Genomic DNA, 21,847 nt, shown 5'->3' with positions numbered 1-21,847 from the left:
TTCTATATAAGTGTAACGTATCTACCATACGTCGAACAAGCGCCCGGCCTAAGGCACGAGCGACGCTTCTGTGAAAAATGCTGTCCGCTTCCGTCTATGCTGTGCTACCGTAAGAGTATTCATCGTTTAGGAGGGTTTATTTTTATGTGGAAAGAGTTCAAAGAGTTTGCAATCAAAGGCAATGTAATTGACCTCGCTGTCGCTTTCATCCTCGGGGCCGCCTTCACGGCCATCGTCACGTCGCTCGTCAACGATATCTTCATGCCGTTCCTCGGCATCCTTATCGGCGGTATCGACTTCTCGACGCTCGCGGTGTCGGTGCTTGGCGTGAACGTGACGTACGGTAACTTCCTGCAAGAAGTCCTTAAGTTTTTTCTCATCGCCTTCGCCTTGTTCATGATGGTCAAGACGTTGAACCGTCTGAAACGTGAGAAAGCGGTCGAAGAGGAACCAGAACCGGAACTGTCGCGTGAAGAGCAGCTTCTCTCGGAGATTCGGGATCTATTAAAAGAGCGTCCATAACGTATTAACGCCTGAACCGACTTCGGTTCAGGCGTTTTTGTCGAGGATCGACATCACTCGGCTGACGGCGTCCGTGAGAAGCGGTTCTGCCTGGTGCATCGCCTCGGCGAGCGTCACTATCCGGGAAATGATTGGGAACACGGCACGGATTCCGGCGTCCGGAACTGCGATTACGTCTGTTTGCCCGGTGAAGACGAGCGTCGGGACACCATAAGCGTGGGCAAGGCACGCCAAACCATACGGCGCTTTCCCATGGAGGGATTGATCATCGAAGCGACCTTCTCCCGTGATCAACCAGTCGGCCGTGCGCAGTTTCTTCTCCAGGTTCGACCAGCGTATGACTTCTTCAATGCCGCTCACGTACTCGGCACCGAGCTGATAGAGCGCGAAGCCGATGCCTCCGGCTGCGCCCGCCCCAGGCCGCGTGGTCAAATCACGTTCGAAACAACGGGCGTATGAGGAAAGTCGTTCCTCGTAGCTAACGACGTCTTGTGGGGCCAGTCCCTTCTGCGGTCCGAACACGGCCGTCGCTCCCATTGGTCCGAGCAATGGATTCGTCACGTCCGAGGCGATGCGCCATTCGACACGATGCGCTTCCGGGAGCAGCCTCGACCAGTCGATCCGACTGACGCGTTCGATGTGATGCGGGAACGATCCAATGACACATCCCATCTCATCGAAGAAGCGAACACCGAGCGCCTCGAGCAAGCCTTTCCCCCCATCGACGGTCGCGCTCCCACCGAGGCCGACGGTGATGCGCTCCGCTCCGCGCTCGAGTGCATCTTTAATCTGCAGCCCCGTCCCATACGAACTGTAACGCCACGGGTCGAGCACGTCGATGAGGGTGAGCCCGGACGCCTCGGCGACTTCAATCACCGCCTCGCGCGTTCGTTCCGACCAGCCATACCGGGCTTGCCGCATCGTCCCATCAAGCGACATGACGTCTTGCGTGACGGTCTCGGCATGCGGATGTGTCAGGAGCCACGCATCTAAAAAGCCTTCGCCGCCGTCTGAGATCGGCACCTCGACGACGTCGTGCCCAGCGAGCGCCTCGTGCACCGCCCGATTCGCCTCCACGCTCGTCAACGCCCCTTTGAATGAATCCATCGCCACGACAATCCGCATGTCCATCCCTCCTCTTATTCAGTGTAACGCAAAAACCGCCCTTCCGAGGAAGAACGGTCCGTGGTTAACGAAGTGATGTCACGAGCCCCATCATCTGGTCACTCATCGACAACGCCCGTGAGTTCATCTGATACGCGCGCTGCGTGATTGTCATGTCGGTCATCTCTTTCGTCAAATCGACGTTCGACGATTCGAGCGTCCCTTCAATCAACAGATTACCGAGTGGACGATCGATATCCGCCCCCAAGTCAGCGGCATAGACGTTGTCGCCGAGTGGACGGAGCGCTGACGTGTTACGTACCTCGACGATATCGAGACGGCCGAACTCTTGCTCGACGCCGTTCACGCTGGCGACGACCATGCCGTCTTGACGGACGCGGTGCGCCGTCGCCTCGTTCGGCATGACGATCGGATTTCCGTCCGCACCAAGGAGGGCGTTTCCGTTCACATCGACGAGCGTCGTCGTGTCACCGACCGACAGTTGCATGTTCCCGCTTCGCGTCAATCCGATACCGTTTTCTGTCTCGACGGCGAAGAACTGGCGGCTCGCTTTCAAGAACACATCAAGGCCACGGTCCGTCTTCCGGATTTGGCCGATATTGAACTGTTGACTGATGTCAGCGACGTGGCCGCCAACGCCGATGCGAATCCCGTTTGGGGTGTCACGTCCGACTTCAAGCTCGGCTCGCGGTTGATTGTCGTACGCCTGCGACAAGAGCGAGGCAAAGTGGGTCTGTTCCCGCTTATAGCCGGCTGTATCGACGTTTGCGATGTTATGGCCCGTCACGTCAAGTTGACGTTGGAGTTGGGTGAGCGACGAGACCGAGTTATAAATCGATTGCATGGGCTTCCTCCTTAACGAATCCGAGCGATTTCAATGGCCCGCTCGGCACTCTTGTCATACGCTTGGACGACCTTTTGGTTCGCCTCGAACTGACGGTACGTCGTCATCAAGTCGGCCATCGTCCGATCGAGGTCGACGTTCGCCTCTTCGATGAATCCTTGTTGAAACTGGACGTTCGCTGCTGGCGGTGCGTCTCCGTTGACCCGGTAATCGTTCCCGACTTGCTCAAGCGTCGCTAAGTCATTAACTTGGACGGCACCGAGTGTCGCCACATTCTCGCCGAGCGACGTGATTTGTCCGTCGCCTGACAATGTGAACTCACTTGATGGCAGCTGGATACGCTCGCCTGCGTCAGAGAGGATATAACCGCCATCCGCCGAGCGCAAAAAGCGCTCCTCGTCGACCGCGAACCGTCCATTCGTCGTATAGAGCGTCTCGCCATTCTGTTCGACGGCGAACATGGCCGCACCGGTAAAATCAGCCGGCACCTTCATATATACGTCGGTCGGGCTGCCCGTCTCCGAGATGCTCCCGCTCGAGAACCGAGGCATCGTCTCTTGAAGATAGACACCTGTCGATAACGTGCCGACCTCACCTTGGACGCGTGATTGCGCATTCCCAGGGTGGCTCACTTGGGCGAGCAACATTTCAGGGAACGAGCGGACGACGCCGTTCGACGCCTTGAATCCTGGTGTCCGGACGTTACCGAGGTTATTGCTCAAAATCTCTTGTTGGCGCTGGAGCGCGTTCATCGCGCCCGCCGCTGTATATAATCCGCGTAACATGGTTCGTCTTCCTTTCGTCGTTCAAAGTCTTCACTCTGTATATCGTACCAAAGGAACGTTTCATTCACCGTTTTTTGAAAAAAAGTAAAAAAACCACTTCGCGGTGAAGTGGTTTTGCATCAAGCGACAATCGGGAGTTCGACCATCATCGTCGTCCCGTTCCCAAGTTCTGAACGGACGCTGATTGTCCCGCCGTGTGATTCAATGATCTCTTTACAGATGGCAAGCCCAAGGCCGGTGCCTCCAATATTGCGGCTCTGCTCGTTCTGAACACGGTAGAACTTCTCAAACAGTCGTTCGGCATCTGCGGGTGCCACACCCATACCCTCGTCTTCGATGGCGATCCGGATGACATCGTCCTCGCACGAGACGTTGACGGCGACATTGCCGCCGTCGGGTGAATATTTAATGGCGTTGTTCAAGATGTTCGAGAACACTTGACGCAGTTGCGCCGGATCTCCAGAGACACGAAGCGTTTCATCACAGTCGAAATGGAACGCGTGCAACTCAGTCGAACCAGCATGAATCTCAAGAACGTCCGACAACAGTTCGAACAAACTCTCGACTTTGAAGTCTTGCTCCGCTTTACCGGCCTCCATCTTCTGAACATCGAGCAAGTTGCTGACGAGCCGCTCGAGCCGGGTCGTCTCGCTATGAATCATGCTCAAGTAGCGTTTTCGCTTCTCTTCGTCGACGTGACGATGTTCAAGCAGTTCGGTAAAACCGAGAATGGATGTGAGCGGGGTCCGAAGTTCATGAGAGACCGTCGCGACGAGTTCCGTCTTCAAGCGATCAATCTCAATCTCTTTCGTAATGTCCCGCGACACAAACATCACGCCGAAACGTTCGTCCTGCAGTTCAATCGGTTCGGCGTACATCCGTATGATACGTCTTCCCCCTTGCATCGAATACGTAAACGTCTCATCGAAGATTCCGCAGTTCTTCGCCCGGTGCGTGAACCGGTTGAGACCATCTTGATCATCGATTTGATCCATGAACGGCTCATAAAACGCGTCAATCGGATATAGGCTCTGACGGTCCCCGAACGGGAACGGCTGCTCATACAGTTCGAACAGCGCCTCATTGGCGAAGCGTTGATTTGTGTCTACCTCGACAAAGACGATCGCGTCGCGCATCATATGGAGAATCCGAGCCGTCTTCTCGCGCTCTTTCTCGAGTTCAGTATGTTGATGAATCAATGAGCTCGACATCTCCGTGAACGATTTCGACAGTTGACCGACCTCGTTTTGGAGCGGCTTGATTGGAATGAGCGTGGCGTGCGGGTCGACCGCGAGCCGCTCACTGTTCGTGATGAGCGCTTGTAGTTGTTTCGTCAAGCGCACGATGTACGGTTGTAAGCTGACGAATAGGATGAATAAGGCGCCAAGCAAGATGAGGAGCCATATCCATTGGGCTTTGGCGAGCTGTTCCGACAGTTCCTCCCGCAATCCCGTCTCTTGGAAATCAAGTTCGGAGCGATAATCCGTGAACACCGACTCCATATCGACGATGCTTGCGCTCATATCGGCCGCACTTTTCGAATTCAATTTAAATCGGGTCTGGGTCGAAGTCGCATTCTTCGGCATAAGCTGGCCGACGGTCGCCATCTGTAAAAACGGTTCATCGACCTCTCCATTCGTTTTCGCAACGACATAGCGCTCGAGGCCGGGCATGACGCGCGTCGTATAGATGGTGAACAAAAGACGCGCATCTTCGGCGAACGTCGTCTCTTCATTCGTCTCGGAGTTCTGTTCGAACCAGCTCGTCTGGTCGTCAATCCGCGTTTGGGCTCGTTTGACTTCCCCTAGTAATGCGTCATCTCCAAGTAAGACGTGACCGCGCATCTCATATTGCATCGACTGCCATGTCTCGAACAAATCGGTCGCCCGCGATCGTTGTTCACTGATGCGCTCGAGCTCGATCGTTGTTTCGCGGATCGCCTGTTGGGTATAAAAGTATGTGCCGAGCGACGTCAACGTGATCAAAGCGATTAATACGTAAAACACGGTGAGCACTTGGCGGCTAATTCGTTGTTCGATCCAGCGTTTCATATGTGACCTACTTTCCTATCGGATATCTATTAGCTTGGGCAATTCAGTATGTTCGGCTATTCAAAAAAGTCAGTTTCGTGTACGATAAGAAAACATTCGTCACGTTTATATGTGAACGATTAGTGTCAGTATATCGCTCGTTTCTCACAAGAAACTCACAAATCACGAAGGGAATATGCAGATGACCCCTAAATCGATTGGACTGGTCGTATTGATGATTCTCTTCGCGTTCGCAGGCGGGTTCGCCTTGACGCGAGGACAACCTATCGACGACTCAGTCACCGTCACGCAAGGAACGGCCGACTTGACCGATTCTCGCGTGACCGAAAACATCATGCGTCTCGATGGGACATGGCGCTTTCAATCGAGTTTTCTCGATCGCGTCGATCGTGAATCCTATCGACGAGTCCCGCATGTGACGCCGCACAAAATGGCGACCTACGAGGCCGACATTAGCCTGCCACCTGGTCAATATGCGCTACGCGTCCCGCGCAACCATCCTCATATCAACCTTCTCATTGATGGAAAAACCGTCTCACCCGTCTACGCATCGACAGATGAAGACCCTCGGCATGCCTACCTCGTTCTCCTTGATACGCATAATCCGACGTTCCGCTTGACGATTCAGACAAACGAGACCGCTGAACTTGCGACCGGTGTTTCGGACAGCTTGCTCATCGGCCCAACCAGCAATATGATGACGTACCACAATAAGTATTTCAGTTATGAGTTTGTCATCATCCTCATTTCGCTACTCATTTTCTCGTTCTATGCAATCGTATGGCTGTTTCATCGCAAAGAAGCGCTGTATCTGTATGGGGCCGCCTTCTTTTTCCTTGTCAGTGTCACACTCCTGACGAGCGATCAAATGATTGTCTTTGAACTGATTCCACTGATGACTTACGTTTTTGCCCATAAATTAAACTTGATCACAGCGCTCTTGAGCGTTTCCATGCTCATCAACTTCGCGCTCAAACTCGAGCGCGTCCCGTTCCGCCACTTTTTGAAGTACGTCTCTTATCCATTTTACGCACTCAGTTTGATCGCGTTAGTACTGCCTTTCGGTGCCCATGCGATATTCGATCAATTCGCTTGGCTGTATGTCCTGTTCATCACGTTCTTTTGGACCGGGCTGAACATCAACTGGTTGTTCGAACGAAAAGATGACGGCTACCCGTTTGAATTTTTAGTGTTCACGGTAGCGCTCATTATCGGCTACATGGGGCAGCTCTTGAATGCGTTGATTGATCATCCGAATCAAGAACTGTATACGAGTGTCATGTCACTTATTTATTTCTTGCTCATGTTCACGTTGCTCCCGATTCACTTGTCGACCGACAAACGACAGAAACGTGAAGTGCAGACGTTTGCAAACCAAAGTGAGATCTCATTTTTCAACGCCCAAATCAAACCACATTTTCTATATAACACGTTTGGGAACGTGATCGCGCTCTGCTATACGGCACCGACCGAGGCGGCACGAATGCTTGGTCATTTGAGCACGTACGTCCGTTTCATCTTCGAGAACGGTCGCACGGAGACCGACATCTCGCTCAGACAGGAACTCGAGGTGATCGACTCATACTTGATGATTGAGCAGACCCGCTTTAACGACGCCTTCACCATTACAAAAGATATCGATGAATCCGTGCTCGATGCTTCAATCCCACCTCTCCTGTTACAGCCGCTCGTCGAGAACGCGGTCCAACATGGGCTGATGAAGCAAAAAGGTGTCAAACGACTCATGTTATCGGTCCAGTCTTCAGACGATGCCATCGATATCCGAATCGCCGATAACGGTGTCGGCTTCGACCCAACGCCTCATCTAAGACGGTCGAATGGAATCGGCATCCCGAACGTCAGAAACCGTATCGATTTTTTACCGGGTGCCACGTTCAAATTAAATTCTGAACCAGGGGTCGGTACGCATGTGCATATCCGACTCCCAAAACGAGAGAGGATGAATCCGCAACATGCGCACGATTTTGATTGAAGATGAACATCATATTTTGAGGATGATGGAGCGCCTCATCCAAGCCGAACCGAACTTGAAATGGATGGGTTCGTTCCAAGACCCGTTCCAAGCGCTCGAATTTTTGGCCGACCAGGAAGTCGATCTCGTCTTCCTCGATATCGAGATGCCTCAGATGAACGGTCTCGATTTCGCCAAACGGCTTCCCGAGACGACTCAAGTCGTCTTCACCACGGCGCATAGCCAATACGCGGTCGATGCGTTCAACCTGCAGGCGACGCACTATCTGCTCAAGCCGATTACCGAACAGATGATTCACGACCTCATCCCCCGCGTCGAGAAACGATACACGGAGACCATGTCGACCGAACATCACCGGACGTGTACGATTCAATGTCTCGATCATTTCTCGGTCAAGACGCAAGACGGCGACCTCGTCAAATGGCCGACACAAAAGACCGAGGAACTGTTCGCCTACTTGATTTTCCATCGTGATAAAGTCGTCAACAAATGGCTGATCGCCGAGACGTTGTACCCGGACATCGACGAGCCGCAACGTGCGCTCCATAACGTCTATAACCTCGTCTATCGGTTGAAGAAGACGCTCGCCGAGTACGATTTGAGCATCTCGGTCCAGACGATCAATAACGGCTACTCGCTTCACTTGGACGACGTCTGTCTATGCGATTACCATGATTGGCTGGACGCGAAGCACAAACCGTTCCCACAAGCAGATTTGAACGCCCGTCTCTTCGTCGACAAAGACTACACGTGGCATTGAAAAAGAGCTTGTCCCGATTCAGGAGAAGCTCAGCTCGTTGACCACTATGAAACATCCTGCTCGTCTTTCGGCGCCCACGCTTTCCGCAGGCAATCCCGGAGCCGCATCGCGACTCACGTCGCTGCTGGGTCTCCGTCGGATTGCTTTCCTGTCGGAGTCGGGGCGCCCTTGACGAGCAACGCGAACGGTCGCCTTCAGGCGGCCGTTTTTCATATCTATCGCTCTTCATTCACGTAACGACCATTGAACACAAGAGACGGCAACTATACATCGTCGCCCCCATTAAAAACGAACCAACTCGCTGTTTGGCGAATCGGTTCGTTCACAACCCGAGCTTGTTCCTATATATGGGACAAGCTCTTTTTATCGTCCGACGAAGCCACCGTCGACGTGAAGATGTTGCCCGTTGACCCACGCTCCGTCCGGCCCCATGAGGAACGCGATATAGCGGGCCGTGTCCTCGGGTGTCCCGACACGTCCATGTGGGAATAGCGGTACGAGCTGCTCACGGAGCGCGTCATCAATCCAACCCGAATCGGTCGGACCCGGATCGAGCGCGTTCACAGAGATTCCGTACTGCCCGGCCCCGTTGGCGAGCGCCGGCGTGATGGCAATCAACATGCCTTTCGTGGCGATATAGGCCAAATTGGATGCATCTGCGCCCCCGGACACCATGAATAGAATGCGTCCGTCCGTATGCCCCGCCCGTTTATAACGTTCGATGAAGGCGAACGTCAGGCCAAGCGTCCCTTCGTTGTTGACGAAATAATGGCGACGGAGCGTCTCGGTCGTGAACGTGTCGACGCTCACATGCCGCTCATACGTCGCATTGTTGATGAGACGGCTCGGAGTACCGAGCGCCGCTTCGACGCGATCGAGCAACCCTTCTACGTCTCCAGACGACAAATCGTACGGCTCATGGGCAATGCGGGTCCCTGAGGCCCGTAATTCGTCGACGAAGCCGTCGATGAATTCAGAGTCCGCCCCGACGCCGTCCGTTCCGTCAAACGGGCTCCAGTGCGTGAGATACAAGTCGTGGCCTGCCATAGCGAGTTTTCGCGCAATCGCCGCCCCGATACCTTGCCTCCGGCTGACACCGGTAATGAGTGTGAGTGGTCGTGTCATTCAATCATCCCCTTTCGTCCCTGATTTGGTGAGAAAATACGGTCCCCAATCCGCTTCATGTGGGATGACATACGTCCATGTGTAAGCTGGATCGACGATATAGATATCCGCATAGTCCATCGTTGCGGCAATCAAGTCTTTCCTCGCAAGTGGTTTGGCTTGCGTCAAATCGAGCTCGAGCATATCGTCCGAATGCTGAAAGAAGAGCAGCGCTTTCCACTTCGCGGCCCGTTCGAACGCTTGATCCGCGGCTGTTCCGACGAGACAGCCGTCAGTCCCGACCACGATATCCTCCCACAGATAAGGAGAAAGTCGTGTCGGCTGTTTAGGTCGTATGAAGTGCGTTAACCACGTCTGACGCGCTTCTTGGCCACGGCCTCCAATCTCTGTGACCTCGACCCCTTTCGACGTCAATCTCTCAATCAATGGATTCATCGACATCCCTCCCTTCTTCAGTCTATCCATTTCCAGGAAATTCGGACAGTCTTGAACGCAAAAAAGGCACGACGCCCGCAGACGCCGTACCTTTAGATGATATTACTTCAAACGATCCAAGTGCTCGAGCATGATGCCCGTGCCGTGCGCGACGCTGAGCGTCGGCTCTTCGGCGATCATGACCGGCAATCCGACACGCTCGGCCACGAGCTGATCGATGCCGTGGAGGAGCGAGCCGCCACCTGTCATGATGATGCCGCGGTCGATGATATCGGCCGCAAGTTCCGGAGGCGTCTGTTCGAGGACGCGCTTCGTCGCTTCGACGATCTCGTTCGCCGACTCGGCCATCGCTTCACGGAGTTCTTCCGACGTGATCGTTACCGTACGCGGAAGCCCACGCACCATGTCACGACCGCGGATATCCATCGTCTCGTTACGGCCGCCTGGGAAGACCGTCGCAATCTCTTTCTTGATTTGCTCGGCCGTCCGCTCACCGATGACAAGCTTATGCTTGTCCTTGATGGCGCGGAGGATGTCCGTATCGAAACGGTCCCCGGCGATTTTAATCGTTTCGCCGCAGACGATATCGCCCATCGAGAGGATGGCAACGTCTGTCGTCCCGCCACCGATGTCGACGATCATATGGCCGACCGGCTTCCAGATGTCCATGCCCGAACCGACGGCTGCTGCTTTCGGTTCTACGGCGAGGAAGACTTCTTTGGCACCGGCTTTCTCGGCCGCCTCACGGATGGCCTTCGCTTCGACCGGTGTCACGTTCGCTGGCGTACAGATGAGCATACGGATGCCGCCAAAGAAACCGCGGACCTGAATCTTCTCGACGAAATGGCGAAGCATCTCTTCGGTTGTCGCGAAGTCGGCGATGACGCCGTCACGGAGTGGACGGATGGCGACGATGTCACCTGGTGTACGTCCGACCATCTCATACGCTTCGGTACCGACAGCGAGGACTTTCCCTGTCGAACGTTTGATGGCAACGACGGATGGCTCGTCGAGGACGATGCCTCGACCTTTGACGTGGATGACGACGTTTGCTGTTCCTAAATCAATCCCGATATCTTTTGAAAACATGGTGTGTAGGTTCCTCCGTTCGTTACTTCATTGAAAAGAGCGAGAAGAGTCTCTCCTCGCTCCTATGAGTCTATTAATTAGTTCTTCACCATTTCTTCGGCAACTTCGACAGTACCTTCGATGCGCTCGATGTCAGCACCGAGAGCTTGAAGTTTCTTGTGGAAGTCGACGTAGCCACGGTCGATGTGGTAGAGATCACCAACGCGTGTCTCTTCGTCCGCGATGAGTCCAGCGAGGACGAGCGCAGCACCGGCACGAAGGTCAGTCGAGACGACTTCAGCACCTTGGAGGCGAACGCCGCCTTTGATGATGGCTGAACGTCCTTCGATTTTAATGTCTGCGTTCATGCGGCGGAATTCTTCCACGTGCATGAAGCGGTTCTCAAACACCGTTTCCGTGATGACCGATGTGCCGCCGGCTTTCAAGACGAGCGCCATCATTTGAGCTTGGATGTCTGTCGGGAAACCTGGGTGTGGCATCGTCTTCACGTCGACCGGCTTTAATACATCCGGTGCGATGACACGCATGCCTTCCGAAGTGTCCTCGAACTTGACGCCCATTTCTTCCATCTTCGAGATGAGCGGGCGAAGGTGCTCGCGCTCAGCGCCGATGACTTCGATGTCGCCGCCTGTGATCGCTCCAGCGACGAGGAACGTACCGGCTTCGATGCGGTCAGGAATGATTGAATGCTCAGCGCCGTGAAGTTTCTCCACGCCTTCGATTCGAATCGTTTCTGTACCGGCACCACGGACGTGTGCGCCCATGCCGTTCAAGAAGTTGGCAAGGTCGACGATTTCAGGTTCTTTGGCGACGTTCTCGATGACTGTCGTCCCTTCAGCAAGGACTGCCGCCATCATGATGTTCTCTGTCGCGCCGACAGATGGGAAGTCCAAGTAGATCTTCGCACCTTTCAAGCGACCGTCGACCGAAGCTTCGACGAAACCATTGCCGATGACCGTCTTCGCGCCCATTGCCTCGAAACCTTTTAAGTGGAGGTCAATCGGACGTGAACCGATTGAGCATCCGCCCGGCATCGCGACCCGCGCATGCCCGAGGCGAGCAAGGAGAGGACCCATGACAAGGATCGAAGCACGCATCTTGCGGACGTACTCAAGCGGCGCCTCGTCTTTGATTGTGCCCGACGCATCGACAGTGACTTCGTTATTTACTTCGTCAAACGCAACCTCTGCACCGAGGTGGCGAAGTACTTTATTAATCGTGTACACATCAGCGAGGCGTGGCACGTTTTGAAGTACCGACTTTCCTTCGCTTGCTAAAAGAGTGGCAACCAATGTTTTGAGTACGGCGTTTTTAGCTCCTTCAACACGCACAGTACCTGACAATTTACGTCCTCCACGGACTACAATCAAATCCTTCATATCTCTCTTTGTCCTCCAACTTCGTTGTTTTTTTGTTTTATACGTCGATATCCGTTACCGGATGTGGTTATGTCGATTACTATGATAGTTTGTAACACGTGACGCTTCACCAGAGAGAAAATTAATAATAAAAGCACTCATAAAATTCTGATGAAAATTCGTCATGTCAGACGAATTTATCCTACACGATAAACATATAAGAAACGTTACAGCAGGATTACAGTTTGGTAATCCTTCTCCTGCCTACTGTAATGGTGCGAGCGCCTGGGCCAATCGGATATACTCCAAAAAGAACTGGGCGATCAGTGAACCGAAGACGACGGCCACGAGGACGCGCAAGACAGCAGCTTGCGGACTCCTCACTTGATTGAGCAAGCGGTCCCATTTGACCGGCATGAGTGCCCACCAAGCGACGTAGATCGCTACGACGTAAATGAAGAGCGATAACACGGTGTTCAGCATCGACGATTCCCCTCTTTTCAAAAATTCGTACCATTTTTAATCATAGCATGTCGCGTCATAGAAAAAAAGACTTAGCGTTCAAGTGAGTGGTTGAATGGGTTCATCCGATCAACTCGCTTTCCTCCATAAACCGCATACAAAAAGGAACGTCAACCGGCGCATGGCCTTAGTACAGTAATTGACGTCCCTTCAACATTTCAAACATTATTCACTTCAGCATCATAAGTTTGACTCCATCGAATCGCCTCGACATAGTAACGTGACAAGTCCGGTGCTGTCTCCTCGACGTGCACCGTCAACTGTTCGTAGGCGAGGACCATCTCGAGTAAACCGCGCAACTCATTATCTTCCCCGAGGAGCGCCGCTTTGACGATCGGTTCGACCGGAAGTTCCGAGACGAGCGACTGCATCTCTTCGTCTAAGATGACGTCGAGAGATGAGAAGATCCCGGTGATGAATGCATCGAACGCTGTCACATGCGGCAACGTCTCGTCAGCGATCAGCTCCATCATCTTGCCGCGAATGACGCTCTGTTTAATCAATTCTTTCGACTCGGACGTCTGCAGTTCTCGAAGCAGCATCAAGTATGACCAGCGTCTCATCTCATCAAGTCCGATTCGGGCGACGGCCTGTTCAATCGATTGGATCGTATGACGCCCTTTTTGGTAGACCGTGTTGACCGAGCGTAGCATCTTATACGACAAGTCGACGCTCCGTTCGATTTGGCTGGCGATGCGGCTGAAGTTCGGTTCCGGCCGATCCAGTTCTTTCAATACTTCCGTGAGCGTATGTCGGAGCGGATGAACCTCGGCACCGTGGACGACTGTCGGCCGGCTGAAGAAGTAGCCTTGGAACATGTGATAGCCTAGCTTCTTAGCAATCTCATACTCGAACGGCGTCTCGATCTTCTCCGCTAAAAATTCGATGCGATGGCCGAGCGCGTCGATGAGCCGCTTCTGTTGGTCGACCGGCGTCGCCTGATAATCGATTTTTATGATATCGGCGAGTCCGATCAGCGGCCGATACTTCTCTTCGAACACGAAATCGTCGAGGGCGATCGTATAGCCTTTCCGGCGCAACGAGCGCAAGGCGGCGAGCACTTTTTCCGTCGGTTCAACGTGCTCGAGCACTTCGACGACGAGCGTCTGCCGCGGCAACAACGCCGGTACCTCGCTCTCGATCAAATTTTGCGGAAAGTTGATGAACGCCCGCGTCCCTTCCGTCAACTCACGAAAGTTGAAGACGAGATAGGCGTTATGAATCACGTCGGCGGTCGCAAGAGAATCGTCGACGTGTTCAAATATATTTTTCTCGCTGCGGCGATATAATAGTTCATAGCCACAGACGCGTAATTTTTGGTCAAAGATTGGTTGGCGCGCAACATAAACTTTCATCCCTTTAGCTCCTTTACCGTAGTTCCCACCTATATTATCGGATAAGGGACGTCTGTCTTCCACTATTTGGTCACAAAACTTTTGATGCTTTTGACCTATATATAGAAGGAAACTGATTCGTTCGGTCCATCCACAAAAAAATCTCCCCTGCGGCTGCAGGAGAGATTTTGGTTATTCTTTGATATCGCGAATGCTCAAGCGGTTGATCGCTTTTTTGAGCGCGAGCTCCGCGCGACGGAATTCGAGGTCCGAGAGCTTCGTGTCTTGAAGACGACGCTCGGCACGAACTTTCGCCGCAGAAGCGCGGTCGTAATCGATCTTATCCGCCATTTCGGCTGTTTCAGCTAAGATCGTCACCGTGTCGGGACGAACTTCCATGAAACCGCCGCTGAGTGCGATCAGCGTGCGTCCACCATCTTCGTGGCGCAGTTTGAGAACTGAGATATCGAGCGGTGTCACCATCGGGATGTGTTTCGGTAAGATACCGAGTTCACCAGTCACCGATTTTGCGACGACCATCCGTGCCTCGCCCTCATAGGCTGCACCATCCGGGGTGACGACGTTGACGTGAAGAGTATTCATCGTCTAGTTTCCCCCTTCCGTGTAGGTCTTAGACCAACGTCTTCGCTTTTTCGATGACGTCTTCGATTGGACCAACGAGACGGAATGCATCTTCTGGAAGATCATCGTGTTTACCATCGAGGATCTCTTTGAAGCCGCGAACTGTCTCTTTAACTGGTACGTACGAACCTTTTTGGCCTGTGAACTGCTCAGCCACGTGGAAGTTTTGTGACAAGAAGAACTGAATGCGACGCGCACGGTGAACCGTGAGCTTATCGTCTTCAGACAACTCGTCCATACCGAGGATTGCGATGATATCTTGAAGCTCTTTGTAACGCTGAAGCGTTTGCTGGACGTTACGGGCTACTTCGTAGTGCTCAGGTCCGACGATGTCAGGCGAGAGGGCACGTGAAGTCGATGCGAGCGGGTCAACGGCTGGGTAAATCCCCATCTCCGAAAGACGACGCTCCAAGTTCGTCGTTGCATCAAGGTGAGCGAACGTTGTCGCTGGAGCCGGGTCAGTATAGTCATCGGCTGGTACGTAAACCGCTTGAATCGATGTGACCGATCCTTTAGCTGTTGACGTGATCCGCTCTTGAAGCATACCCATTTCCGTTGCGAGTGTTGGCTGGTAACCTACGGCAGATGGCATCCGACCGAGAAGGGCCGAAACTTCCGAACCTGCCTGTGTGAAACGGAAGATGTTATCGACGAAGAGAAGAACGTCTTGTCCTTGCTCATCGCGGAAGTACTCTGCCATTGTGAGACCCGTCAAGGCTACGCGAAGACGCGCGCCCGGCGGCTCGTTCATCTGACCGAAGACCATCGCCGTTTGCTTGATAACGCCTGAGTCCGTCATCTCGTGGAACAAGTCATTTCCTTCACGCGTACGCTCACCGACTCCTGCAAATACAGAAATCCCGCTGTGCTCTTGCGCGATGTTGTTGATGAGTTCCTGGATGAGAACGGTTTTACCTACACCGGCACCACCGAAGAGGCCGATTTTACCACCTTTGATGTATGGTGCGAGGAGGTCGACGACTTTGATTCCTGTTTCCAAGATTTCAACTTTTGTCGACAACTCATCGAACGTCGGTGCGAGACGGTGAATCGGTGACCGACGGACAGTCGGTGACACTTCTTTATCGTCAATCGGGTTACCAAGTACGTTGAAGACACGACCGAGCGTCTCTTCTCCGACTGGTACTGAAATCGGTGAACCTAAGTCAAGTACTTCCATGCCGCGGCGAACGCCGTCCGTTGAGTCCATCGCAATCGTACGGACCGTGTCATCCCCAAGGTGAATCGCCACCTCGAGCGTCAAGTCGACACTGACATCTTGTGCCGATTCAGCCACGTGCGTGACTTTAAGGGCGTTATAGATGTTCGGTAAGTGGTTGTCGAACTTAACGTCGATAACTGGGCCCATGACTGCGACTACGCGGCCTTTCATGCCGTATTCGTTCATCGTGTTAGCCTCCTACAATCTAGAGGGCGTGCGCTTATTCAAGCGCAGCCGCACCTCCGACAATCTCTGTGATTTCTTGTGTGATCGCCGCTTGACGCGCGCGGTTGAACTTGAGCTTGAGTCCACGGATGAGTTCATCCGCGTTGTCTGTCGCGTTCGACATCGCCGTCATCCGAGCCGCGTGCTCCGATACTTTCGCATCGAGGAGCGCGCCATAGATGAGTCCTTCCGCGTAACGCGGGAGAAGCGCTGCTAAGATCGTTTCTTCTTCTGGTTCGTATTCATACATCACATTAGATGCGGTCTGTTCGATATTCCCAAGCGGAAGCAATCGATCAATCTTCACTTCTTGGCTGATGACAGAGATGAATGAGTTGTAGCAGAGCTTCAATTCATCGATCTCGCCTTCACTGAACGCGCCGACCGTCTGTTTGACGATCTCTGCGACTTCAACGAATGATGGCTGGTCGTTGAGTCCTGTCATGGCACTGTACACCGGAATGTTACGGGCCTTGAAGAACTGAACGCCGACCTTCCCGATCACGTACAGACGGTATTCGTCTGTTGAACCGTGTTTGGCTTTCAACTCGCGATACACGTCACGAAGGACGCTGGCGTTGTATCCACCAGCAAGTCCGCGGTCTGACGTGATGACGATATAGCCGGTCCGTTTAACGGGACGGACTTGAAGCATCGGGTGTGTTGCGCCTGAAGTACCGCCGGCAATCGACGAGATGACTTCCTGCAACTTGGTCATGTACGGCTTGAAGTTGGCGTTGCTCCCTTGAGCGCGGTTCAATTTCGAGGCCGACACCATGTTCATCGCTTTCGTGATTTGCTTCGTGCTTTGGGTCGAGGTGATCCGCATCTGGATCTCACGTAATGATGCCATTTCGATTCACCACCTTAATAGACGCTCGTCACCGGATTAAACCGATGGCGAGAACGTCTTTTTGAATTCCGTAAGCGCATCGACCATCGCCTCGTCAGCAGGAAGGTTTCCTGTTTGACGGATTTCACGGCAGAGGTCCGCACGGTTTTGGTCGAGCCATGCGTTCATTTCTGTTTCGAAACGACGGATGTCTTCGACTGGGACGTCATCGAGATGACCTTTCGTGAGTGCGTAGATGATGATGACTTGCTTGTCGACCGAGAGCGGTGCGTTCAAGTCTTGTTTCAAGACTTCAACGGTACGTTGTCCACGGTTGAGCTTCGCTTGTGTCGCTTTGTCGAGGTCCGACCCGAACTGGGCGAACGCTTCGAGCTCACGGTATGACGCGAGGTCAAGACGGAGCGTACCAGCAACTTTCTTCATCGCTTTCACTTGAGCCGAACCACCAACACGCGATACCGAGAGACCGGCGTTAATCGCTGGACGTACCCCTGAGAAGAAGAGGTCCGACTGAAGGAAGATTTGACCGTCTGTGATCGAGATTACGTTCGTCGGGATGTAAGCCGAGATATCCGACGCTTGTGTCTCGATGAATGGAAGAGCTGTAAGCGAGCCGCCACCGAGTTCGTCGTTCAACTTCGCCGCACGCTCAAGAAGGCGTGAGTGGAGGTAGAAGACATCCCCTGGGTAGGCTTCGCGGCCTGGAGGACGACGGAGAAGAAGCGAGAGCTCACGGTAAGCTGCCGCTTGTTTCGAGAGGTCATCATACACGACGAGGACGTGTTGTCCGCGGTCCATGAAGTACTCACCCATCGATACCCCTGCGAATGGTGCGAGGTAAAGAAGTGGGGCTGGCTGTGAAGCCGATGCCGAAACAACGATCGTGTAATCGAGGGCGCCGTTTTGACGGAGCGTCTCAACTACGCCACGGACAGTCGATTCTTTCTGACCGATTGCGACGTAGATACAGATCATGTTTTCTTCTTTTTGGTTGATGATCGCATCGATTGCGATCGAAGTCTTACCAGTTTGACGGTCACCGATGATGAGCTCACGTTGTCCGCGCCCGATTGGTACGAGGGCGTCAATCGCCTTAATCCCAGTTTGGAGCGGTTCGTGAACTGACTTACGGGCCATAACGCCGTAAGCTTTACGCTCGATCGGGTTGTATGTGTCCGTCACGATCGGTCCGAGACCGTCGATTGGTTGTCCGAGCGGGTTGACGACGCGTCCGAGGAGCGCTTCACCGACTGGAACTTCCATGATGCGGCCCGTACGTTTTACCGAGTCGCCTTCTTTGATGCCTTTGTAGTCGCCAAGGATGATAATCCCGACGTTACCTTCTTCTAAGTTTTGCGCCAAGCCCATTACGCCGTTAGAGAACTCTACGAGTTCCCCCGCCATAACGTTATCGAGTCCGTATGCACGAGCGATACCGTCACCTACTTGAATGACTGTACCTGTCTCACTGACTTCGATTTCAGAACCGTACGAAGCGATCCGCTCTTTTAGCAGGGCGCTGATTTCTTCAGCTTTGATCGTCATTGAATTCACCCCTATTTCTTACGCATTCAACAATTCACGCTCAAGGCGTGTTAGTTTGTTTTCGATTGTGTCATCATACGTCGTGTAGCCGATCTGGACACGGAGTCCACCGATGACGTCTTCATCGACGACGTTCTTCAATTGAAGCGTCTTGTTCATCTTCTGACCGAAGACGAGTTCGACTTCTTTCAACTCTGTTGCCGACAACGGGTAAGCACTCGTGACGAACCCTTCGGCGATGCCACGGTAGTCGTTGATGTAATCAAGGACGTAGCGCGACAAGCCGCGAACTTCGCTCGCACGGTCGTTTTCGACCATGACGAGAAGTGTATTGAGCACGATATCTGTCATGTCACCAAAGCTATGTGTTAAAAGCTGTGCAAGCTCGCTGTCACTGATTGCCGGATTCGTTAAGAGATTCGACAGTTCAGGAGTCGCGTGGAGCACTTCATCGAGCAGACGCACTTCCGCTTCGACTTGGTCGAGCGTGCCTTGTTCCCGCGCTAAGTCGAAGAGCGCTTTGGCATAGCGTTTTGCTAACGATGTGTTCATCAGTTAGCACCTTTCGCTTTAGACAGGAAGTCTGTAACGAGGGCACGTTGTTTCGCTTCGTCGCCTTTAAGGTCTGACTGAAGGACGTGGCGTGCGGCCGAGAGCGCCTGTGTGACGACTTCGGTTTGGAGCGATTGTTTCGCGAGCTCACGCTCACGTTCGATCGCTTTACCCGCCTCGATCTTGATTTGTTCGGCTTCCAAACGCGCCTGCTCCACCAAGCGTGCTTGTTCCGCTTCTGCTTGACGACGGCTTGAATCAAGCATTTCTTTCGATTCTGTACGTGCGGCGCTGAGCGCGTCACGTTGTTCGACTACATATGTTTCCGCATCTTTGCGGCTCTTTTCAGCGAGCTCAATTTCGTTCGCTACATACTCTTCACGCTGTCTCATCATTCCAAGGAGTGGTCCCCAAGCAAATTTCTTCAACAGGGCCAAGAGTACGAGGAATGTGAAAAGTGTAAAGATCATATCCAGGATGCGGAGGCCTTCGCCGCCAGCACCAGCTGCAATCATCATCGTATCCATGCATACCCTCCTCTTGACTAAATAAGTGAGGGAGACACGCTCCCTCTTACGTTGTTCTCGTTAACTCGTAATCAAGAGTTGAGGAGAAGGAAACCGACAGCCACACCGATGATCGGGAGGGCTTCAACCAAACCGATACCGATGAACATTGTTTGACGAAGTTCGTTTTTGAGTTCTGGCTGACGTGCTTGTCCTTGTACTGTTCCGTATACGATGAGACCGTTACCGATACCAGCCGCGAGTGCTCCAAGACCGATAACGAGTGCTGTTGCGAGAAGATTCATTTGTTCCATTGTGTATATTCCTCCTAAAAGTTAAGTAAATAGTTTTTTTGTTCAACGCTTTGGCGAGACCCGTCCGAATTAATGCTCGGCAGAAGCTTTATGCCCGATGTACACCATTGCAAGCGTCAGGAAAATGTAGGATTGAATAACCCCGATAAAGATTGAGAAACCTTGCCATAAAATCATTGGGAGAATTGCGAACACAGCACCGAGCGGGTTAAGTGCCCCTTCTGCTGTAATTGCGAGTCCCAAGATGATGGTAATCATGATTTCACCGGCAAAGATGTTACCGTAAAGACGCAGACCGAGCGTCAAGGTGTTCGCGAACTCCTCGATGAGCTTGATCGGCAGTAAGAACCAGACCGGCTTCACGAATTCCGCCGAGTAGTGCTTCAAACCGTGTAGCTTCACGCCGTAATAGTGCGACATTGCAACGACGAGTGTCGACAACGCCAACGTGACGTAAGGATCGGCCGTCGGTGAGTTGAACCACAGATAGTGACCAGAAATGACGTTAAACGGTAGACCCATCAAGTTCGAGAAGAGAATGAACAAAATCAACGTCATTCCAAACCCGATGAAACGGCCCCCTGTCTTCCAGTCCATCGCACTCGAGATAATCCCGCGTGTGAATTCTGCGAAGAATTCCATTAAGTTCTGCTTACCGGTCGGCTTCATAGCCAAACGTCGCGTTCCCCAAACGGCAAACGTAAATACGAGTAGTGATGCGATCAGCACCGTAATGACGTTCGTCCAGCTCCCATATAACGTATAATCTCCGAGTTGTAGAGAATATGTGGGAAACTCATGACCCATTAGTATTCACCTCTTTTCCTGCTGAGCTGGGCAAGTGTGAACTCGCCAAATTGTATGATGTGGCCGGCGATTAGACCAGTTACCACCGCGATCAGCGATACTCGATCCTCATAAAAGAGACCGACTATCACGGCTAGTGCACCGACTGCCATTCTTGAAACAGTCCCGTGCGACTTTGGGCGTCGTCCATGTTCGATGACGTCAAACATCCGAATGACGCTTCGATTCTGCATATGTAGAATGATGAGACTGGCGACCCCACCTAGGAACAAGCCGAGAAATACCGGTTTGTACATAGGGACGATGAGCGCTCCGAGGAGGAGAATGGCGAACCATCCAATAAACCACTTCGTATAGCGTTTCATCAACTGCTGCTGTGCTTTTCTGTCTGCTTGCACTTGTTGTAGTTCCGTTTGTTCTAGCTTCATTCGTCCTCTCCTGTCAGTAAACTTCGAAGGGTGAGAACAAGCGCCGTGATCCCGAAAGCCATTCCGAGAAGCACCGACACATTCCAACCAAACGTGCCCCAAAATTCACGTCTCGCCCCGTATTGGCCAACGAGATAACCGATGACGATCGGTCCAGCGAGCGCGGTCGAGATTTGAGAGGCGAGCGAGGCATAAGATAGGTAACGATTGTCTTTTTTCGTCATCCCCATCCCCCTTTCGAGCTGCCGAGCTTTCCATCTTCTTCATCGGATTCACACTCGCGTGACCATCAAAAGTCACACAAGTTCAGAGTACTGGAAATGGCATAAGAAGTCAATTGATTTCACAATTATAAAAGCGCTTTAAATCAAGTCGTATCAAGGCTTTTACGCAGTTCACAAACTAAATTAAAATCATCAAATTTTAAGAAAGTATGAAGAAATGGTGAAATAAAAATGTTGACTTTATAACATTTCACTTTACGAATCAGATGAAGAATAGTTCAGTTATACCTTCACGTTTTGGAAATTACAATGCCAAACGGCTTACGTTCACAAAAGGTTTTGAAACAAACGTTGACCCGATTTTGAAATCGTTTACATCGTCCTGTATCAGTATACCGATTATCTTTTTGTCGTGTCGAGGGGTTCTGACGAATTTGTAGTGATGAATATCACACCGGTTTTTTCAAGCGCCCAATCGTCTGGAAAGCCCTTCCTATCAACCCGAAATGGGTGGACAATACCAGTTCGAATAGCTACGATTACGATGTAAGCGCTACCTAGAATTGTGTCGATTTTGTGACTTTCG

Annotated in this window: 23 protein-coding genes; 3 read left to right on the top strand and 20 right to left on the bottom strand. The window is 52.5% G+C overall.

Annotation, left to right across the window (positions count from 1 at the left end; translation table 11 throughout):
- Window positions 1–144: 144 nt before the first annotated feature.
- Window positions 145–522 carry a large-conductance mechanosensitive channel protein MscL gene (gene mscL, locus NMQ00_RS02510; RefSeq protein ID WP_255177781.1) on the top strand — a complete coding sequence of 126 codons (378 nt, stop codon included), beginning with the start codon at window positions 145–147 and terminating at the stop codon, window positions 520–522.
- 27 nt (window positions 523–549) lie between these two features.
- Here mscL and NMQ00_RS02505 read toward each other — a convergent pair whose 3' ends face one another.
- The 4 genes from NMQ00_RS02505 to NMQ00_RS02490 form a co-directional block, all read right to left on the bottom strand.
- Window positions 550–1,647 carry a glycerate kinase gene (locus NMQ00_RS02505; protein ID WP_255177780.1) on the bottom strand — a complete coding sequence of 366 codons (1,098 nt, stop codon included), beginning with the start codon at window positions 1,645–1,647 and terminating at the stop codon, window positions 550–552.
- Between the two features lie 64 nt (window positions 1,648–1,711).
- Window positions 1,712–2,491: a flagellar hook-basal body protein gene (locus NMQ00_RS02500; RefSeq protein ID WP_255177779.1), complete on the bottom strand. Its 780-nt coding sequence runs from the start codon at window positions 2,489–2,491 to the stop codon at window positions 1,712–1,714.
- Window positions 2,492–2,502: 11 nt separating this feature from the next.
- Complete coding sequence (locus tag NMQ00_RS02495; protein WP_255177778.1) at window positions 2,503–3,276, bottom strand: flagellar hook-basal body protein; 774 nt, start codon at window positions 3,274–3,276, stop codon at window positions 2,503–2,505.
- A gap of 119 nt (window positions 3,277–3,395) precedes the next feature.
- The gene (locus NMQ00_RS02490; protein WP_255177777.1) at window positions 3,396–5,327 is read right to left on the bottom strand and encodes a sensor histidine kinase; all 1,932 of its coding nucleotides are present in this window, start codon (window positions 5,325–5,327) and stop codon (window positions 3,396–3,398) included.
- Window positions 5,328–5,508: 181 nt separating this feature from the next.
- On the opposite strand from NMQ00_RS02490, the gene NMQ00_RS02485 reads away from it, so the two are divergent.
- Both NMQ00_RS02485 and NMQ00_RS02480 read left to right on the top strand, forming a co-directional pair.
- Window positions 5,509–7,320 (top strand): sensor histidine kinase, encoded by a 1,812-nt coding sequence (locus tag NMQ00_RS02485; RefSeq protein ID WP_255177776.1) that lies wholly within the window; start codon window positions 5,509–5,511, stop codon window positions 7,318–7,320.
- Window positions 7,301–8,080, top strand: coding sequence for a response regulator (locus NMQ00_RS02480; RefSeq protein ID WP_255177775.1), 780 nt, complete (start codon window positions 7,301–7,303; stop codon window positions 8,078–8,080). Before NMQ00_RS02485 ends, NMQ00_RS02480 begins: the two co-directional genes overlap by 20 nt.
- Window positions 8,081–8,443: 363 nt before the next feature.
- Here the strand turns inward: NMQ00_RS02480 and NMQ00_RS02475 are convergent, their stop codons facing one another.
- The 16 genes from NMQ00_RS02475 to NMQ00_RS02400 all read right to left on the bottom strand — a co-directional run bounded on the left by NMQ00_RS02475 (window position 8,444) and on the right by NMQ00_RS02400 (window position 21,261).
- A complete protein-coding gene (locus tag NMQ00_RS02475; RefSeq protein WP_255177774.1) occupies window positions 8,444–9,205 on the bottom strand; it encodes an SDR family oxidoreductase in 762 nt (253 codons plus the stop codon).
- The gene (locus tag NMQ00_RS02470; RefSeq protein WP_255177773.1) at window positions 9,206–9,640 is read right to left on the bottom strand and encodes a DUF4275 family protein; all 435 of its coding nucleotides are present in this window, start codon (window positions 9,638–9,640) and stop codon (window positions 9,206–9,208) included.
- A gap of 102 nt (window positions 9,641–9,742) precedes the next feature.
- Window positions 9,743–10,729, bottom strand: coding sequence for a rod shape-determining protein (locus NMQ00_RS02465; RefSeq protein ID WP_214751084.1), 987 nt, complete (start codon window positions 10,727–10,729; stop codon window positions 9,743–9,745).
- Between the two features lie 77 nt (window positions 10,730–10,806).
- On the bottom strand, window positions 10,807–12,108 hold the full coding sequence (gene murA / locus NMQ00_RS02460) for a UDP-N-acetylglucosamine 1-carboxyvinyltransferase (RefSeq protein WP_255177772.1): 1,302 nt from the start codon (window positions 12,106–12,108) through the stop codon (window positions 10,807–10,809).
- A gap of 243 nt (window positions 12,109–12,351) precedes the next feature.
- Window positions 12,352–12,570: a DUF1146 family protein gene (locus NMQ00_RS02455; protein WP_214719349.1), complete on the bottom strand. Its 219-nt coding sequence runs from the start codon at window positions 12,568–12,570 to the stop codon at window positions 12,352–12,354.
- Window positions 12,571–12,767: 197 nt separating this feature from the next.
- Window positions 12,768–13,964, bottom strand: a complete 1,197-nt coding sequence (locus tag NMQ00_RS02450) for an EAL and HDOD domain-containing protein (RefSeq protein WP_255177771.1) — start codon at window positions 13,962–13,964, stop codon at window positions 12,768–12,770.
- Window positions 13,965–14,135: 171 nt separating this feature from the next.
- The gene (locus NMQ00_RS02445) at window positions 14,136–14,546 is read right to left on the bottom strand and encodes a F0F1 ATP synthase subunit epsilon (RefSeq protein ID WP_021066141.1); all 411 of its coding nucleotides are present in this window, start codon (window positions 14,544–14,546) and stop codon (window positions 14,136–14,138) included.
- A 28-nt stretch (window positions 14,547–14,574) separates the two neighbouring features.
- On the bottom strand, window positions 14,575–15,993 hold the full coding sequence (atpD, locus tag NMQ00_RS02440; protein WP_021066140.1) for a F0F1 ATP synthase subunit beta: 1,419 nt from the start codon (window positions 15,991–15,993) through the stop codon (window positions 14,575–14,577).
- A 34-nt stretch (window positions 15,994–16,027) separates the two neighbouring features.
- The gene (gene atpG / locus NMQ00_RS02435) at window positions 16,028–16,885 is read right to left on the bottom strand and encodes an ATP synthase F1 subunit gamma (RefSeq protein ID WP_021066139.1); all 858 of its coding nucleotides are present in this window, start codon (window positions 16,883–16,885) and stop codon (window positions 16,028–16,030) included.
- A 36-nt stretch (window positions 16,886–16,921) separates the two neighbouring features.
- Window positions 16,922–18,430: a F0F1 ATP synthase subunit alpha gene (atpA, locus tag NMQ00_RS02430; RefSeq protein ID WP_131436381.1), complete on the bottom strand. Its 1,509-nt coding sequence runs from the start codon at window positions 18,428–18,430 to the stop codon at window positions 16,922–16,924.
- Between the two features lie 18 nt (window positions 18,431–18,448).
- Window positions 18,449–18,982, bottom strand: coding sequence for a F0F1 ATP synthase subunit delta (locus tag NMQ00_RS02425; protein ID WP_255177770.1), 534 nt, complete (start codon window positions 18,980–18,982; stop codon window positions 18,449–18,451).
- The gene (atpF, locus tag NMQ00_RS02420; RefSeq protein WP_029594688.1) at window positions 18,982–19,509 is read right to left on the bottom strand and encodes a F0F1 ATP synthase subunit B; all 528 of its coding nucleotides are present in this window, start codon (window positions 19,507–19,509) and stop codon (window positions 18,982–18,984) included. The genes NMQ00_RS02425 and atpF overlap by 1 nt, the downstream gene beginning before the upstream one ends.
- A 71-nt stretch (window positions 19,510–19,580) precedes the next feature.
- Window positions 19,581–19,793 carry a F0F1 ATP synthase subunit C gene (atpE, locus tag NMQ00_RS02415; protein WP_024370837.1) on the bottom strand — a complete coding sequence of 71 codons (213 nt, stop codon included), beginning with the start codon at window positions 19,791–19,793 and terminating at the stop codon, window positions 19,581–19,583.
- Window positions 19,794–19,871: 78 nt separating this feature from the next.
- On the bottom strand, window positions 19,872–20,609 hold the full coding sequence (atpB, locus tag NMQ00_RS02410; protein ID WP_021066134.1) for a F0F1 ATP synthase subunit A: 738 nt from the start codon (window positions 20,607–20,609) through the stop codon (window positions 19,872–19,874).
- Window positions 20,609–21,037: an ATP synthase subunit I gene (locus NMQ00_RS02405; protein WP_255177769.1), complete on the bottom strand. Its 429-nt coding sequence runs from the start codon at window positions 21,035–21,037 to the stop codon at window positions 20,609–20,611. The genes atpB and NMQ00_RS02405 overlap by 1 nt, the downstream gene beginning before the upstream one ends.
- Window positions 21,034–21,261 carry a hypothetical protein gene (locus NMQ00_RS02400; protein ID WP_114165157.1) on the bottom strand — a complete coding sequence of 76 codons (228 nt, stop codon included), beginning with the start codon at window positions 21,259–21,261 and terminating at the stop codon, window positions 21,034–21,036. Before NMQ00_RS02400 ends, NMQ00_RS02405 begins: the two co-directional genes overlap by 4 nt.
- Window positions 21,262–21,847 lie beyond the last annotated feature (586 nt).

The sequence above is a fragment of the Exiguobacterium aurantiacum genome (assembly GCF_024362205.1).
Lineage (GTDB): Bacteria > Bacillota > Bacilli > Exiguobacteriales > Exiguobacteriaceae > Exiguobacterium > Exiguobacterium aurantiacum_B.
This window is presented reverse-complemented; position numbering and strand designations above follow the sequence as displayed.